A 15,402-nucleotide genomic window follows, 5' to 3' on the forward strand; every position below is an offset into this window, starting at 1 on the left:
ACAAATACCCCCCAATAAAGCTGTGATGCTATACGACGCCCACCTGTAAAAGTAAGTTGAACACTGCTACTACTCGAGCATACCCGCCCGTTCGATAAACTCCACAATGGTTTTCACACCGGTCCCATCTTTCAAATTCGAAAACACAAACGGTTTGTCGCCACGCATTTTTTTTGCGTCTCGATCCATAACACCCAGGTCCGCCCCAACCAAAGGTGCAAGATCTATTTTATTTATAATTAATAAATCGGATTTAGTAATACCCGGCCCGCCTTTGCGCGGAATTTTATCGCCCGCAGAAACATCGATGACGTACAAGGTAAGATCGGATAGCTCTGGGCTAAACGTCGCAGCAAGATTATCGCCACCGCTTTCAATCAGAATAACATCCAGCCCTGCAAAACGCCCTTGCAACTCGGCCACCGCCGATAAATTCATCGAGGCATCTTCGCGAATTGCCGTATGCGGACAACCGCCAGTTTCCACACCCATAATGCGATCCGCAGCCAGCACTTCATGGCGCAACAAAAACTCCGCGTCTTCGCGGGTATAAATGTCGTTGGTGATTACCGCAATATTGTATTTGTCTTTCAATTCGGCACAGAGAGTTTTTACCAGCGCGGTTTTACCAGAGCCAACAGGGCCGCCGATACCAAGGCGAAGTGTAGGTTTTTTTACATTCATAAAATTTTATCTTGTTGTGAATTCATGGCCCGCTACGTTACTCAGGCAGGTAAAACATTTCTGAACGTGGAGCACAGTAACAGCACAAGCCTAGTACACTGGCTCATGACCGAAACAAACGCGAGTATTGGCGCTCGTGCCGGCTCGACGCCATAGCTAAAGCAGGGAGGCCAACGCCGAGTTCCTCATCCTGCAAACGCAGTGCATGCGCGCACACGGCGGGAATTTTCTCCATCATGGCAACCAGCGTTTGCTGCGCCTGCGTTTGCCCAAGCGGCACAATTTTAGTAGCCGCGGCAACTTGGTTTTCCAGCCAGCTCCAGGCAAACCCGTATAGTAAATCTTCTTCAGCAATATGTCTGCGCACACCTGCCAGCGCAAATTGTGTGACAAAACAGGGAGGAGATGACAACGGCGTGTCTGCACCCTTGGTTTGCAACGAAACCGATAATCGCTGTAAGGCTAAGCCCAGCTGTTCGTCCTCCAACAGCAACTCTGCAGTCTCTCGATTTGCGCGCACGAAATCATTCCACCGGTCAACTTCATCAAGTGCTGCTGCATCCCAGGCTCGATAGAGACGCAGCAGAACAGGAAGATCAAGATGGCCGACGCTGTGCTCAAGCACACCGGTGATCCATTGTTGTAATTTACCGGGTTCGGCAAGCCAGCCGCTATCAACCGCATATTCCAAGCCCTGCGAATAGGCGTAAGCACCCACCGGTAAAGCTGGGCTGACCAGGTGCATCAAGTGCAGCAGTTGGTTATTCATACACGTTTATTCGTGGTCATGATGATGGTGATGATGACCGCCAGTGCCGTGGTAGGCACCGTTTTCCGGATTAAACGGTGCGCGCGCTGCAGCGACGTGTAACCCCAAACCGCGCACCATATCGTCCAGAACATGGTCGTGCTGATAGCGCAAATAGCCAGCCCCCACTTCCAGTGGTACATGCCTATTACCCAAGTGATATGCCGCGCGCGTGAGCAACAGCGTGTTATCACTGTGCACATCGCTGACGGATTCATCTGCCGCACAAACACGAACAAAGGTGCCGTCGGTGCATTTGAGAATTTCGCCATCGACGAGCACCAGACCTCGCTCCAGGAACCATCCCAATTCAACGCCACGCTCTGTGGTCACACGATGGCGACTTTTTTTGCGGTCGTCAAAACTCACGACCACGCGATCAGTCACTTCCAACTCGGGGCCGGGTTCAGCTTTTTCGTAAGCTTCCAACATAATTTTTCTCTTGGCAGCAACGCCACATCGAAATTCTGGATGCGACGCGCAGCCAACTGTTTAACACATTAAAATAAAAAGTAGCGCTGAGCCATGGGCAGAACTTCGGCGGGTTCGCAGGTAAGCAGCTGGCCGTCGGCACGCACTTCGTAGGTTTCCGGGTCAACTTCCATTACCGGCTGGTAATGGTTGAGCACCATATCTTTCTTTTTGACCGAGCGACAGTTTTTCACCGCGACCAAACGGCGCTCCAATTGATAGCTAGCGGCAATTCCCGCATCTAATGCCGCCTGGCTAACAAAGCTGACAGACGTACCGGTACAGGCGCGGCCAAACGCACCAAACATGTGGCGGTAGTGCACTGGCTGAGGAGTGGGAATCGACGCATTAGGATCACCCATAGGCGCGGCAGCAATAGCGCCGCCTTTAATAATCAGCGACGGTTTCACCCCAAAAAAAGCGGGCTTCCAGAGCACTAAATCCGCCAGCTTACCCACTTCCACTGACCCCACTTCGTGGGCAATACCGTGGGCGAGAGCCGGGTTAATCGTGTATTTGGCAATATAGCGACGCGCGCGAAAGTTATCACTGTAGCTGCTGTCTTCCGCCAGTGGCCCGCGCTGCACTTTCATTTTATGTGCTGTCTGCCAGGTGCGACAAACCACTTCCCCGACACGGCCCATCGCTTGAGAATCGGATGAGATCATCGAGAATGCACCTAAATCATGAAGAATATCTTCCGCGGCAATGGTCTCTTTGCGAATACGCGAATCAGCGAAAGCCACATCTTCTGGAATGTTTGGGTCCAGGTGGTGGCAAACCATTAACATGTCCAGGTGTTCATCCACCGTGTTAACGGTGTATGGCCGCGTAGGGTTGGTTGACGATGGCAGTACATTGTCCGAACCGCAGGCTTTAATAATATCCGGCGCGTGCCCACCGCCTGCGCCCTCGGTGTGGTAGGTGTGTATGGTGCGATCTTTAAAGGCCGCCAGGGTGTCTTCGACAAAACCAGACTCGTTGAGCGTATCTGTATGGATGGCCACCTGCACATCGTAGTTTTCCGCCACGGTTAAACAGCAATCAATAGCGGCCGGTGTTGTGCCCCAGTCCTCATGCAGTTTCAAACCCAGCGCCCCGGCTTCCACTTGCTCGTTAAGCGCGGTTGGCAAACTCGCATTACCCTTGGCAAGAAAGCCCAGATTCATAGGGAAAGCTTCACCGGCCTGCAGCATTTTTTGAATATGCCATGGGCCAGGTGTGCAGGTTGTTGCATTGGTACCGGTCGCAGGCCCAGTGCCCCCACCAATCATGGTAGTAACACCGCTCGTGAGCGCCTCTTCTATTTGCTGCGGGCAAATAAAATGAATATGTGCATCAATACCCCCGGCCGTTAGAATTTGTCCTTCGCCAGCGATTACTTCTGTGCCCGGCCCGACTTCAATGGTGACCCCAGGCTGAATATCCGGGTTACCCGCTTTTCCGATGGTTGCGATGCGGCCGTTTTTAATAGCAACGTCGGCTTTTACGATACCCCAGTGGTCGAGTATCAGCGCATTTGTGATCACTGTGTCCGGGGTATCCGCACAGGACGCCTGACTTTGGCCCATGCCGTCACGAATCACTTTACCGCCACCAAATTTCACTTCTTCACCGTAGATCGTGAAATCTTTTTCTACTTCGATCCACAGCTCGGTATCGGCGAGGCGGACTCTGTCGCCCACCGTCGGACCGAACATATCGGCGTAGGCTTTGCGATCAATTTTACTCATGGCTTCCCCCTTCCAATTCACCCATGATCTCACCGCGAAACCCGTACACGGTTTTATCGCCAGCGATTTCAACCAGCTCCACTTCCCGATCCTGACCCGGCTCGAAACGAACCGCGGTGCCTGCCGCAATATTCAGGCGAAAGCCACGCGTAGCATCGCGAGAAAACGAGAGCGCGGGATTGGTTTCAAAAAAGTGGTAGTGCGATCCGACCTGAATAGGTCGATCGCCTGTGTTAGCGACGGTGAGGGTGAGCGTTTTGCGATTTTCATTAAGTGTAATCTCACCGTCTTTTATATCGTATTCCCCTGGAATCATGGCTGTGTTCCTCGCAGAGCGTGTAAAGGCAAAAATGTTGTCGCCAGTTAAACAATGGGTTCGTGAACAGTAACCAGCTTGGTGCCGTCGGGAAACGTTGCCTCCACTTGCACATCGTGAATCATTTCTGCAATCCCCTCCATTACATCGTCACGGGACAATATCGTGCGGCCAAAGTCCATCAGTTCTGCCACAGTTTTACCCTCCCGTGCTCCTTCCATAATAGCCGCAGAAATCAGTGCGATAGATTCCGGATAATTCAGTTTCAGACCTTTTTCTTTGCGACGTTCTGCGAGCAGCGCAGCGGTAAAAATCAAGAGCTTGTCTTTTTCTCTCGGACTGAGTTCCATGTAGCTTTCCTCAAATAAAAATAGTTCAGTCGGCGGCGAATCGTTATCTTGTTAAAAGTAATGCGCTCGCAACGCACTCACAATTCTATGTACGCCAAATTCGCGGAGGCACGGCTTCATTACCATTAAACAATGGCCGCAAATAACGCCAGATATATTCAAACCCTCTGCGACACAGCGCCACATCATCCCCCAGGTAACGGGCAATAAACAGGCTGCCCTTTTGGGTTAAACCCCAGCAGTCGGCGCCAGGAGACATGCCATCCAGGGTTTCACATAATTTATCGATCGCATCGCGCCCTGGCTGGCAGGTCGCCACCAGAGTCGCGAAGGTGTTGCGCCCCTGTAAACCGTAAACACCCGATTGCAGCGGTTCGCCAGCTGCCACTCGATTGCGCTCTATCAATAAGGGTTTGTTATCAAAATAAACTTCCAACCGCTGCTCGCAATAACCTTGCTGAAATGTTTCGCCACTGGCAATTCGCCCAAGTCGCACAATATCCCAACCGAAATACCGCGCTCCTGCGGCAAGATTAACCCGGGTTTTCAGCTCGGCATTGGCGGTGTTGAACACAATGGTTTCCTGCGGCAGCCACTCCAGGGTGCTATTTTCGGCAAGGTGAAATTCGATGGTTTGTCGCTGTGAAAACGCAGCACCTTTCGCGCCGTAGACTTTGCCTGCGGACGGTGTTGTGATTAAGCCGCTGGCATTTGAATCCAGCTCGGCCGAGATGGTTAGCTCATCACCAATAACCATGCCGCCAGGCGGGTGGAGCAGATACACATGGCAGCAATCAGACCTTTCTGGATAAAACGGCCGCTGCACGCGCAATGGGCCTTGATGGCGACTGGATACCACACGAGTGCTACCGGCTCGCTGCTGTAGGCGCAGCTGGATACTCGCCAGCCAGTGGCGCAAAGATGATTGTTGAGTCGCCACACAGTTCATAAGCTGATAAATTGCACCATATTAACGCAAATCGATTTTTACGCACCATAATAATACTTATTATCGCAAGTATTTCACGTCAACACGTGATCTCGCGGGAAGTGCTGTCTAATGTGGCGTAAGTCTTAGCAAACTCCTTGCCGCGTCTAGGAGCGACAAGCAAGTAAGCACACTTTAAGGTCTGAAGCGCGGGCCGTAGCACCAGAATCGACCAATATTGCCATGTTAAGGGAAGTATTGGCGCTTCTCGGTCTCTGGCATTAATCAACAATAACGTGCGGCATAAAACGGCTTAAATCGCGCGTTATCAGGCTGCGGTCTTCACGAATGGAAATACCTGCCGCCTGGTTATCGATCAGCCAACTGCCAATCAGCGTGTAGTTATCGCCAAACGCGGGCAGCGGATTCAAGGCTTGATAAATAAAACCCTCTTCGCCGTATGGGCCGTCACTCTGTAATACCGCGTCTTTCCCTTGCACTAACGTAATATTAGCGCCCTCACGGGAGAACAGCGGCTTTTTAACGTAGCCATGCAGCAATGTGGCTTTGGCCTCTGCCTCGCTAAAATAGGCGGGTAATAAATTCGGGTGCTCTGGAAACATCTGCCAGAGCAGGGGCAGTAGCGCTTTGTTTGACAGGATGGTTTTCCAGGCGGGTTCCAGCCAACGGGTTTGGCTTGTACTCAGGTATTGAGCGAAGTCCTCCTGCAGCATGAATTCCCAGGGATAGAGCTTAAACAGCCATTGAATGAGCTGGTCGTCCAGGTCGGTAAAGCGCCCCTGCGCATCGACACCAATGTCGTCCATATAAATAAAACAACAGGTTATCCCCGCTTCCTCAGCACAATCCTGCAAATACTGCACGGTGCCGCGATCCTCTTCTGAATCGCGACAACAGGCGAGGTGGAGGACCGTATCGGGATTGTGGGCTTGGAGCTCGATAAACCGGTTAACCAGTTTTTCCTGCAGAATATTAAATTGATCCGCATGGCGCGGCAGCTGACGGGCATCGACATTATTTTCCAGCCACAGCCATTGCCAAAACCCCGTCTCGTACAAACTGGTTGGGGTGTCCGCGTTGTTTTCGAGTAATTTCGCCGGATTTTTCCCGTCGTAGACAAAATCGAGACGGGAATAGAGTGAAGGCTCGCGACTCTGCCAGGAATCGCGCACCAAATCCCAGTGCGCCTGGGGAATTTTAAATCGTTGCAGAAGGGGTTCGCTGTTCACCACGCGATCCACCACATGTAAACACATCTGGTGGATTTCTTCGGTGGGCTGTTCGAGATCGTTTTCAATTTGGGCCAGGGTGAACTGGTAATACGCGGTTTCGTCCCAGTACTTTTCGCCGTACATGGTGTGAAACTTAAACCCGTACTCCGCTGCTTTTTGTTCCCAGTTTGGCCGTTCTCGAATCGGTATGCGAATCAACCCTTAGCCTCCCCAGCCACCGCTGCGCGATGAGCCACCCCAGGAAGACTTAGCGGAAGCGGTCGACCCAAAACCACCGCGCGACACGGTACGCGTGACGGCAGGCTTGGGATTAAACGTTGACTTGCCGACATTGACTGAGCGTTTATTGCCGTTGCCTAAGGAGGTGCCATCGGCAGTTGTCCACACGGGCGCGCGATTGCGATTGTAGCCACCGTCGTAGTGATAAAACACGGGGTTGTAAGCAGGCCCATAATAACCGTTACTGCGGTGTTGCAGCGCCTGGCCAATCATAAAGCCCGCCATCGCCGGAATAAAATAACTGCCGATACCGGGCCCGGAAGAATAGCTCTGGCAACTGCCAGGCCCGAATTCGTATTCACAATCGCTGCGGGAGGAGTAGCGAGGCGCAGTTTTGCGCGCGTCTTCCAACGCTTTTTCGTAGGCTGCGGCGCACTCTTCCTGGGTGTAATTAGCGTCGCTTTCACACTCGTCGACAGAGGTAAATATTTTTGCTTCCTGTTTCATAGAACAGCCGGCAGCCACGACGGCGGCAATGGCCACGGCCAAGCGCTTCGCAGGAAATACCCCTTTGCGTAAACGGGGTAGCAATACATGCTGACTTCGTTTCATTTTGGTAGCCTCCTTAATAGGTCATGCAGGCGGCATTCAAACAGCCTATAGCCACGCTCACACTCGCCACCATGATTCCAGCGCTTATCTCGTTCTGTTCAATCCGCTCAACGATTTTTGGCATAAAAGCAAACCGCACGATAGCGAACGCAACCAGCTGCGCAACCAATGCAACTGTCGCCCACACAGTAAAATCGAACAAGCTAACCGAATTTTTTACCACCCCCGCGACCGCCAGGGCAAAGCCGATGATGGCTCCACTAAAGGCGATAGCGGCAGCGGTATTTTTGTCTTCTTTGATCAATTTCCATTCGTCGTGCGGTGTAACACGTACGTACACCGCTTTGAAAACCATCAAAAAAACAACCGCCACGCCAAAATAGATAACGAAATTTAACAACCCATTTAAAAGCAACATGGTGTGTTCCATAGCCTTCCCCAATTAAAATTTAAGATTAAAAAAACGGCGCCGTATCCAGATGGTTATGGCACTAAACAGCAGAAAGCTCACCAGCGCAGGTGAATCGACAATAAACCAGGGGTTAACCCGGCTGTAGAAATTCATCAGCGGCACGCCCACAATGCCCGAAGCGAAATAGATAATCACTCCAATGGTGAGTAGATTGGACAAATCCGGCGAGTCTTTTTTATCCGCTAATACGCTGCTGCCTGATCGTTTACGCCGAGACATGAATTCTTAACTCCTCATTATTATCGTTTTATCCCGCCACAATAAGCCGTATGCGATCAAAGCGCTTTCAGGTAGGGCGCTGTTAACACTAACCGTGAATCGTAATTTGCGATGGCGCTACGACTATACCGGTGCTGATCACCAGACAACGGCTCACATTATTGTGCTCGTCGATCACTTCTTCAGCAGAGAGCAACAACGACTCGGTATTGTCTGCGTCCACATGACGCTCGAACAACATCATAAACTGGTCGGTTCGCGAAACAGTGCCGTTTTCGGCAAACGTCTTTTCTGTCATTGCCACCGGCGCGTGATATTCACTGGCCGACTGCCACACCCGCGCGTAAGCATGGCCCTGTAACTCGTAGTTGGGAACACCAATTTTCTGCTTTAAAAGCTGATCCCATTCGGATTGCGAGGAAACGTCCATCGTATCGTAAAAATGGAAAAGTTTAACATCGATGACATTGTCCTCCTCAAGCGTTCCTTGTACAACCACCTGCAGGAAAGCTTCATCGTCGGTGTAAAACCGCAAAATCGTAGTGTCATCAAGGTCTACACGGCCTACCGCTTCAATCACCTGCGTGGGATTGATACGCTCGGTTACCAGGTGCGGGTCGAGCAACTTCAGGTGCAGAGCATCCAACTCGAACGAGCAACCCAGTCGCAACCCCATAACTTCGGGGCTAACCGGTCCTTGTGGTTTACTCTCTTTCTTTTTGAACAGATTAAACATAGGGTAAATCCTTTCTCTTAACTCGCTATTAACTCGGCGATTAAATAGATGATCCTATCTATATTAATCGCGCCCCCTTGAAATACTGACGAAAATGTGTGAATTTTCTGATATTTCAATGATTTACATTGCCCATCGGGCAATGGCGGTGCATCCCTGCCCCGCCTATTAACTTCGCAATTTTCATTGCCAAGTTAATAGCTAAGACACGCCAAATTACAGCCCGGCTATGCGATTGTCTGCAATGTAGTAAACAATATCGCCCGGAATGATTTGAGTGGAATCCGGGGGATTAATATCCAATTTGTCCGCATCGGCTTTTTTAACCGCGATAGCAATGGCCTGATGCCTGGTTCGCATACGGGTAATCAGTTCGCCAAATGCCGTGGGATCTGGTGCTGAATACACCATGGAAAACTGACTTGCGTCCACCGCCGGGTCCAACAGGCATTGGTGCAAACTGGCAGAGCCAGGATCGAGAGACGCCCGCGCCAACATTTCGATAGACACTGAGGGTACAACTTCAACCGATGGGCAATAAGACTTCAACAGGCCTTCGTGCGCCTCGTCCTTAAAATATACCGTTATATGCGCGTTTTCGTTTTGGCGATGACAAAACAGCGCAGTCGATAAAGTAACGTCGTCCAGCGGTGTGTCGATAATAATCCGCGAGGCCTCGCCAAGATTCGCGCGCACCATGGTATTCGGGTCGGTAAAGCCATCCACCTGAACATAATCCACCGCTGCGGGTAACGGGTTGTCCATGGCTTGATCATTCACCAGCAAAATGCGTTCGTCACGGCTGTTTTGCTCGCAGCGCAGCAGGTTAATCAGCCGCATGGTGCGAGGGCCGTTCCAGCCAATAATTATGCAGTGGTTCGACGCCCTGGACATACGCAGCCCCTTTTTACCTTTGGTCAGAATTTCAGAAATATAAAACCCCACTTTGCCCACACAGACGGCAAACAAACTTAAGCCGACGGGAATCACGAAAAACGACGTTATCAAACGCCCGCTAAAAGTGGAGGGAGAGTAATCGCCATAGCCGACGGTCGACGCAGTAACCACCAGCCAGTAAATAAAAACATCGGGGGAAGTGAGATCCTGTTCACCGGCGAGTACCAGTAGCAGGTATGACAAAAACACATACGCCAGGGCCACTACCAGCAGCCCCAGCGGATTGGCATCCAGAAATAAGGCGAACAAGCGTCGCCTTAACTTGTAAAGCAGCATAAAACCTAGCCTGATTTTTTGGCCAGCAGCTGCGCGAGTTTATCTTTGCCGGAAACATCACCGCCAGGCTGAATTCCGGCAGCACGAAGTTTTGCATCCAGCGAGCTACCACTTTCTTCACTCGCCAACTCTTCTGCGGCTTCCAACTCGGCAGCGCGCTGGGTTTGCTTTTGTTTAATACGGTCCAGGCTATCCAGTGCCGTTTTCACTTTGGAGTTAGCCCCCACATGACGGGTAGACACGGCAACCTGAGCCTTTTGTACGGCTTCTGTCGCCTTCACCTGATCAATTTGTTGCTCCATGCGGCGAACATTGGTCTTGGCTTTGGCGATATTACTTTTTAACGTTGTCTCGGACTGTTTAAACCCGTTGAGTAGCGCCTGTTCAGTATCCAACTGCGATTCCAATTCAGCAACCCGCTCTGCACATTCAATCGCCAGCGCCTCATTACCCTGCTCATTAGCGGAAAGCGCGTGCTCAGTATACTTGGCCACGTCCGCAGACATGGATTCTACCTTGCGTTCTGCCAGCTTGCGCTTCGCCATAATAGACGTGAGGTTGTGATCACACTTTTTCAGCTCGTCGCGCGCTTCGCGCAGCTCCTGGTCCAGGATACGGATCGCCTGTGAATCTGCAACCGCTTCCGCAGCTTCGTTAGCGCCGCCTTTCAGGGCTGTCCAAATCTTTTTAAAACTCATTACGCCACCTCCTTCTTAAGGTTATCTGCGTATAAATCCAGAAATTCATCCACGTTTTCGAACAGTGTGCTCACTTCTTCGATTACAACGTGGTCTTTGCTTTCCAGCGAGAGTGCGCCGAAAGCGATGTAATAGCTCTGCCCGCCAATGCTTTTTTTGTAAATGCAGCTCAGCGGCGCGAGGTAGTGGGTCTCGAGAATTTTGTCATTCAGAGCCGCCACATCAATCACATCCGCCTCGGGAAAAAGTGGCACCTCCACCAGCAACTGGCGATCACCCGCGTAGATGAATGCATCTATGCCTTCATCGTTGGTCACGGTAATACAGCCGCTTTCAAGACTGACTTCCCAGATGCCATGCTGCTCCAGCAGCGCCTGAAGGCTATTAGTGTTCCAAACCATTGTCTTCCTCCAAAGTGTTTCATATGTAACTAATAAGTTACGTTTGATAATAATAGGGCCCCTATGTATACTTATCAAGCCCCTTTACAAAAAAAGATGCCCTGCCTGTGAAGCAAGATACCTCTGTTCAGAATCGTCAGCAGCTCGCCCCCTACCGCAACGCAATCACCCGTTACCTGCGCTCTGCCCTAAAACTGAAAGGCTACACCTATCAGGACTTAAGCCGTGCTCTGCTGGAACATGGTGTAGAAATCACTGAGGATAACCTGCGCAATAAATTCTCGCGCGGTACTCTGTCGGCAGATTTACTGCTGCTCATTCTCCGGTTACTGGACGTGGATGACGTTGCCGCAACGGCCATGCTCAATATTGTGGACAAGCAATAGCGACAATTTTGTATTCGTTACAACCGATTTTGCATATCCCGCGTAAAAAGTTGCTCAATCAGACCAGCGCGCGCTCAATTAGCTCCCTTAAATGGGCGGTTTCACACTTGGCGTGAACATCGGCCCCGGTTTTGCTGTCTGTTATCCATAAGCTATCGGAACCTGGTTTAAGCGCTTATGGAATCTCTCCACTTCGTTATTATTTCATCGCTGCTCGCAGGCTTATCGATGCCCCTGGGCGGCATCATCGCCTCGGTCGAACGCATTCAACCCAACTGGCTCGAGCAGGAATTTCGCCACGGCATTATTGCATTTGGCGGCGGCGCGCTATTGTCGGCCGTCGCGCTGGTACTGGTACCGGAGAGTCTCGATCACGTCGGCATGTCCATGGCAGCCAGTATGTTGATACTGGGTGGCGTCGCCTTCGCATTTATGGACTATTTTCTCGCGAAAAAGCAAACGCCTGCCGGTCAACTGCTGGCCATGCTCAGCGACTTCATCCCCGAGGCCATGGCGCTGGGCGCGGCTTTCGCAACCGGCAACGGCGGCGGTTTATTGCTTGCGGCTCTGATTGCGTTGCAGAATTTGCCGGAAGGTTTTAACGCGTACCGCGAAATTAAATCCAACAGCCACGTCAGCAGCATCAAGCTTATCCTCGGCTTCGCCGCGCTGGCGCTGCTCGGGCCGCTGGCAGGCAGCGCAGGTTATTTCTGGCTCGCACAACAACAGCATATTCTCGCTGCGATTATGATGTTTGCCGCCGGCGGGATTCTGTATTCAGTGTTTGAAGACATCGCGCCCCAGGCGCGACTGGAAAATCACTGGTCGCCGCCTTTGGGTGCCGTGCTGGGTTTTACATTGGGAGTTGTCGGCCACTATCTCACGAGCGCCGGATGAGGGCTACGCGTCGACTTCGGGTAGCTGCCAAATTAACGCAGCAGCGCAAGCGCCCATCGCGGCGAAAAGTACCAGCGCGGCAGTCACACTCGTGTGCGCCAGAGCAGCACTCAACCCGCCGGCCATAATCAGCACAATACCAATCAGTGAATTGCTGACCGATACATAGTCTGTGCGCCGGTTGCCACCGGCAAGGTCAACCACATAGGTTTTCCGCCCCAGGCGTACGCCCTGATGCACAACACTCGAAATAAAATAAAGTAAAAGTACGGCGACTATACCCGGGTCACTCATGTTCACGGCAGCGCCTGCGAAACAGAGCACGCTGATTGCGGCAGCGCACACCATCATCAAGCGACGGCTGCTGCGATCGGCAAACTTACCCCAGAAAGGCCCGGAGACAAACTCCGCGCCGCCACTCACCAGCAACAAATAGCCCAAATTAACCAGGTCGCCTTCACCGTTGCCGCTGGCCATCAGCACAAAATAAGGCGCACTCAAACCTGAGCCAACCAGCAGCGCCCGGGCAATCACAAACCGGCGAAACGGTAAATCGCTGCGCAACAGCGTGAGATTATGCAACGCCTGTTTGATTGCATTGCCACCACCGTCTGTGGCGCCCGGCGTTTCAATCACAGCGGCATACAAAACGGCCGCGACACCCCAGGCTGCTGCCGCTGCAAGCAAGTAGTACGCAACATCAAAGTCGCCTTTCTGCCAGGGCAGCACGAGCACAGCACCGAGCACCAGTGTGATAACACCCGCGCCGCTGGCACTGTAGCCGTTGAGCAACCCACGGCGGGTTTTGGGAATGGTTTTCCCGAGTACATCTTTGGATGCGACCGAACACAGGCCGCGGGCAAGGCTAAACAACACGAGTAAACCCACGATACTCCAGCCCGCAGTCGCACCGTGCAGCGTCAGCGCGACCAGAGCCATCGCCAACACAATAACTCCCTGTGCCAGAGAGCCCAATACAAAAAATGTTTTGCGGATGCGGTAACTGCGCACCCAGCCACCAATAAACAATTGCGGTAGCAGCGAGCCGGATTCACGAATGGGCACCAATAACCCGGCAAAGAAAGCCGGCGCGCCCAAGCTAGCCAACAGCCAGGGTAAAACCAGTTTAGTACTCGCCAACGCATCACCGGTTTTACTCAACCACTGGGAGAGTAGCAGTTTAAAAAAATTGCCCGGCACTTCCGCACAGGCGGTATCGGGAATATCCGTACACGCGCGCGCATCTTCCTCGTTGGCGAGGTATTCGTATAAACTCTCGAGATTATGTTTCATCCCCGTTTGCGTTCTCTGTCACGTGGAAATAATCGAAGTCGGCGTACCCGCCCGGCTGCGCGTTCGCATAATGGAAGAGCGCAAATCGATACCCCATAAAATGTGTTAACTCGTAAACCATCGCTAACGGTTGCCCCAGGCGATGCCATTCGCGGCCATCCAGACTGTACGCAAAATAAGCCCGATCGGTTCTATGGTGAATATCGCCATCGATAAAGGTAAAGTCGCCAGTTACCCGCAGGTACACGCGTTCGCCAGTAAATGGCACGCGGGCGGTTTCTCGATGGTTTTTCGCGGAATTATCGACCGTTACCAGGTAGCGCTTACCCGCTTCCTGGCGCACCCCCACAAAACCATAGCGATCGGCAAACGCGGCAAGGCCGGCGGTATCACCATCGCGCATGCCACCCACTTCAAGCGCTATTTCCGCTTCACTCACCGGGCCAAACATGCGCTGAGTCAGCGTGTTGCGGGTATGGTGCAGATCCTCATCGACACGCAGCGCAGTCAGTCGCAAAAAACCGGGTCGCGCACTCAACGACCACCCCTGCGCAACCGGATTGTGGTTCCATTGCCAGGCAAGTTTTAGCGCTGTATCGTTAAATGCATTGTTAAACTCGTCACTGGCAACAATACCCTCCAGCCCCTGCCGCTCAACTGCAAAATCCAGTTCCGTCGGCACTTTTCCCGCAACCCCCAGAACCGGCCAATGATCTTCCCAGGTGATTGGCATTAAATAGGGAATCCGCCCCACCGCACCTCGATCACCAAACAGCAGTGCATACCATTTACCGTCAGGCGTATCGATAAACTCGCCCTGCGCAATACCCTCATCCTGCAGCACCACGCGCCCTTCATACGGGCCGGTTAACGCGCGCGCACGGTGTATAACCTGGGTCCGCACTCCACCGCGCGGCCAACAAATATTGTGGACGTAATACCAGCCGTTGATTTTTTGGATCTGCGTACCTTCGGCCGTGAGAATAAAATCATCGCCCGCCACTGCCGAAGCGCTGGGGATGATCACTTGGTCTTTCCCCCCCGGCAACAAACCAGTCGCCGCAGAATTTAATTCCACTAAATGTATTGCATCGTGGCCATAAGCGAGATAGTTGCGCCCGTCATCGTCGAGCAGCAGTGACGCATCGTGATACACACCTTCTATTTCATGCCGCTGCCAATCTTCGCCGTGAATATCGCGCGTCATAAAAATATAGGTTTTGCCGGTGGTATAGGAAAAGGTGGTGACATAGTAAATACCATTTTTAACCTGCAGGCTGCTCGCCCAACTCCCCCGACTGTAGGCGGCCTCGCCCTTCTCCAGGTTGAGCGCCGGATTGCTTTTATCCAGTGCCTGATGCGCATAGCTAATAAGCTCCCAGTGCTTTAAATCCGTTGACGACATAATCGGCACACCCGGATTCATATGCATGGTAGTGCTGCTCATATAATAAGTATCGCCCTGGCGAATAATTGAAGGGTCGGGCACATCGGCATAAATCAACGGGTTGGTAGCAGGTAAAAATTGCACGCGCGGGGAATCGGCAAGTTGGCAACCAGTCAGCAACACGCCATAAACCAGGCCGCAAAAAATTAAAGTCTTAGTTGTTATTTTCATTATTGTTCCACAGGTGTCTATTGGCGCCAATTATAGAGTTTGGGCACGTCGGTATCCAATAGTAACTACCGGGTC

The 15,402-nt window shown here is 52.1% G+C and carries 19 protein-coding genes; 2 read left to right on the forward strand and 17 right to left on the reverse strand.

What is annotated here, in order from left to right:
- Positions 1 to 69: 69 nt before the first annotated feature.
- The 15 genes from ureG to TERTU_RS18715 all read right to left on the reverse strand — a co-directional run bounded on the left by ureG (position 70) and on the right by TERTU_RS18715 (position 11,133).
- A complete protein-coding gene (ureG, locus tag TERTU_RS18645; protein ID WP_015820328.1) occupies positions 70 to 684 on the reverse strand; it encodes an urease accessory protein UreG in 615 nt (204 codons plus the stop codon).
- 103 nt (positions 685 to 787) lie between these two features.
- Complete coding sequence (locus TERTU_RS18650; RefSeq protein ID WP_015816868.1) at positions 788 to 1,453, reverse strand: urease accessory protein UreF; 666 nt, start codon at positions 1,451 to 1,453, stop codon at positions 788 to 790.
- 6 nt (positions 1,454 to 1,459) lie between these two features.
- Positions 1,460 to 1,924: an urease accessory protein UreE gene (gene ureE, locus TERTU_RS18655; RefSeq protein ID WP_015820460.1), complete on the reverse strand. Its 465-nt coding sequence runs from the start codon at positions 1,922 to 1,924 to the stop codon at positions 1,460 to 1,462.
- A 68-nt stretch (positions 1,925 to 1,992) separates the two neighbouring features.
- Positions 1,993 to 3,696 (reverse strand): urease subunit alpha, encoded by a 1,704-nt coding sequence (ureC, locus tag TERTU_RS18660; protein WP_015818623.1) that lies wholly within the window; start codon positions 3,694 to 3,696, stop codon positions 1,993 to 1,995.
- The gene (locus TERTU_RS18665; RefSeq protein ID WP_015817468.1) at positions 3,689 to 4,012 is read right to left on the reverse strand and encodes an urease subunit beta; all 324 of its coding nucleotides are present in this window, start codon (positions 4,010 to 4,012) and stop codon (positions 3,689 to 3,691) included. The genes ureC and TERTU_RS18665 overlap by 8 nt, the downstream gene beginning before the upstream one ends.
- Positions 4,013 to 4,059: 47 nt before the next feature.
- Entirely contained in the window at positions 4,060 to 4,362 is a 303-nt protein-coding gene (ureA, locus tag TERTU_RS18670) for an urease subunit gamma (protein ID WP_015820988.1), read from the reverse strand.
- An 85-nt stretch (positions 4,363 to 4,447) separates the two neighbouring features.
- Positions 4,448 to 5,311 carry an urease accessory protein UreD gene (locus TERTU_RS18675; RefSeq protein ID WP_015818882.1) on the reverse strand — a complete coding sequence of 288 codons (864 nt, stop codon included), beginning with the start codon at positions 5,309 to 5,311 and terminating at the stop codon, positions 4,448 to 4,450.
- A 260-nt stretch (positions 5,312 to 5,571) separates the two neighbouring features.
- Positions 5,572 to 6,741: a glutathionylspermidine synthase family protein gene (locus TERTU_RS18680; protein ID WP_015819983.1), complete on the reverse strand. Its 1,170-nt coding sequence runs from the start codon at positions 6,739 to 6,741 to the stop codon at positions 5,572 to 5,574.
- 3 nt (positions 6,742 to 6,744) lie between these two features.
- Positions 6,745 to 7,374, reverse strand: a complete 630-nt coding sequence (locus TERTU_RS18685; RefSeq protein ID WP_015818613.1) for a DUF1190 domain-containing protein — start codon at positions 7,372 to 7,374, stop codon at positions 6,745 to 6,747.
- A 13-nt stretch (positions 7,375 to 7,387) separates the two neighbouring features.
- Complete coding sequence (locus TERTU_RS18690) at positions 7,388 to 7,804, reverse strand: DUF350 domain-containing protein (protein ID WP_015818144.1); 417 nt, start codon at positions 7,802 to 7,804, stop codon at positions 7,388 to 7,390.
- A 12-nt stretch (positions 7,805 to 7,816) separates the two neighbouring features.
- A complete protein-coding gene (locus tag TERTU_RS18695) occupies positions 7,817 to 8,065 on the reverse strand; it encodes a hypothetical protein (RefSeq protein WP_015819572.1) in 249 nt (82 codons plus the stop codon).
- A gap of 88 nt (positions 8,066 to 8,153) precedes the next feature.
- Positions 8,154 to 8,801, reverse strand: coding sequence for a YjfK family protein (locus tag TERTU_RS18700; RefSeq protein ID WP_015819111.1), 648 nt, complete (start codon positions 8,799 to 8,801; stop codon positions 8,154 to 8,156).
- A gap of 216 nt (positions 8,802 to 9,017) precedes the next feature.
- Positions 9,018 to 10,034: an ion channel gene (locus TERTU_RS18705; RefSeq protein ID WP_015820507.1), complete on the reverse strand. Its 1,017-nt coding sequence runs from the start codon at positions 10,032 to 10,034 to the stop codon at positions 9,018 to 9,020.
- Positions 10,035 to 10,039: 5 nt separating this feature from the next.
- Positions 10,040 to 10,732, reverse strand: coding sequence for a PspA/IM30 family protein (locus TERTU_RS18710; protein ID WP_015817672.1), 693 nt, complete (start codon positions 10,730 to 10,732; stop codon positions 10,040 to 10,042).
- Complete coding sequence (locus TERTU_RS18715) at positions 10,732 to 11,133, reverse strand: DUF2170 family protein (RefSeq protein ID WP_015817209.1); 402 nt, start codon at positions 11,131 to 11,133, stop codon at positions 10,732 to 10,734. Before TERTU_RS18715 ends, TERTU_RS18710 begins: the two co-directional genes overlap by 1 nt.
- 107 nt (positions 11,134 to 11,240) lie before the next feature.
- Between TERTU_RS18715 and TERTU_RS18720 the strand changes: the two genes are divergently transcribed.
- Both TERTU_RS18720 and TERTU_RS18725 read left to right on the forward strand, forming a co-directional pair.
- Positions 11,241 to 11,519: a DUF6471 domain-containing protein gene (locus TERTU_RS18720; RefSeq protein ID WP_015818059.1), complete on the forward strand. Its 279-nt coding sequence runs from the start codon at positions 11,241 to 11,243 to the stop codon at positions 11,517 to 11,519.
- A 177-nt stretch (positions 11,520 to 11,696) separates the two neighbouring features.
- Positions 11,697 to 12,416, forward strand: a complete 720-nt coding sequence (locus tag TERTU_RS18725; protein ID WP_015819171.1) for a ZIP family metal transporter — start codon at positions 11,697 to 11,699, stop codon at positions 12,414 to 12,416.
- A 3-nt stretch (positions 12,417 to 12,419) separates the two neighbouring features.
- Here the strand turns inward: TERTU_RS18725 and TERTU_RS18730 are convergent, their stop codons facing one another.
- Complete coding sequence (locus TERTU_RS18730; protein WP_015816857.1) at positions 12,420 to 13,709, reverse strand: MFS transporter; 1,290 nt, start codon at positions 13,707 to 13,709, stop codon at positions 12,420 to 12,422.
- Complete coding sequence (locus TERTU_RS18735) at positions 13,699 to 15,327, reverse strand: glycoside hydrolase family 43 protein (RefSeq protein ID WP_015817305.1); 1,629 nt, start codon at positions 15,325 to 15,327, stop codon at positions 13,699 to 13,701. Before TERTU_RS18735 ends, TERTU_RS18730 begins: the two co-directional genes overlap by 11 nt.
- Positions 15,328 to 15,402 lie beyond the last annotated feature (75 nt).

Origin of the sequence: Teredinibacter turnerae T7901, assembly GCF_000023025.1 — a bacterium.
GTDB lineage: Bacteria > Pseudomonadota > Gammaproteobacteria > Pseudomonadales > Cellvibrionaceae > Teredinibacter > Teredinibacter turnerae_B.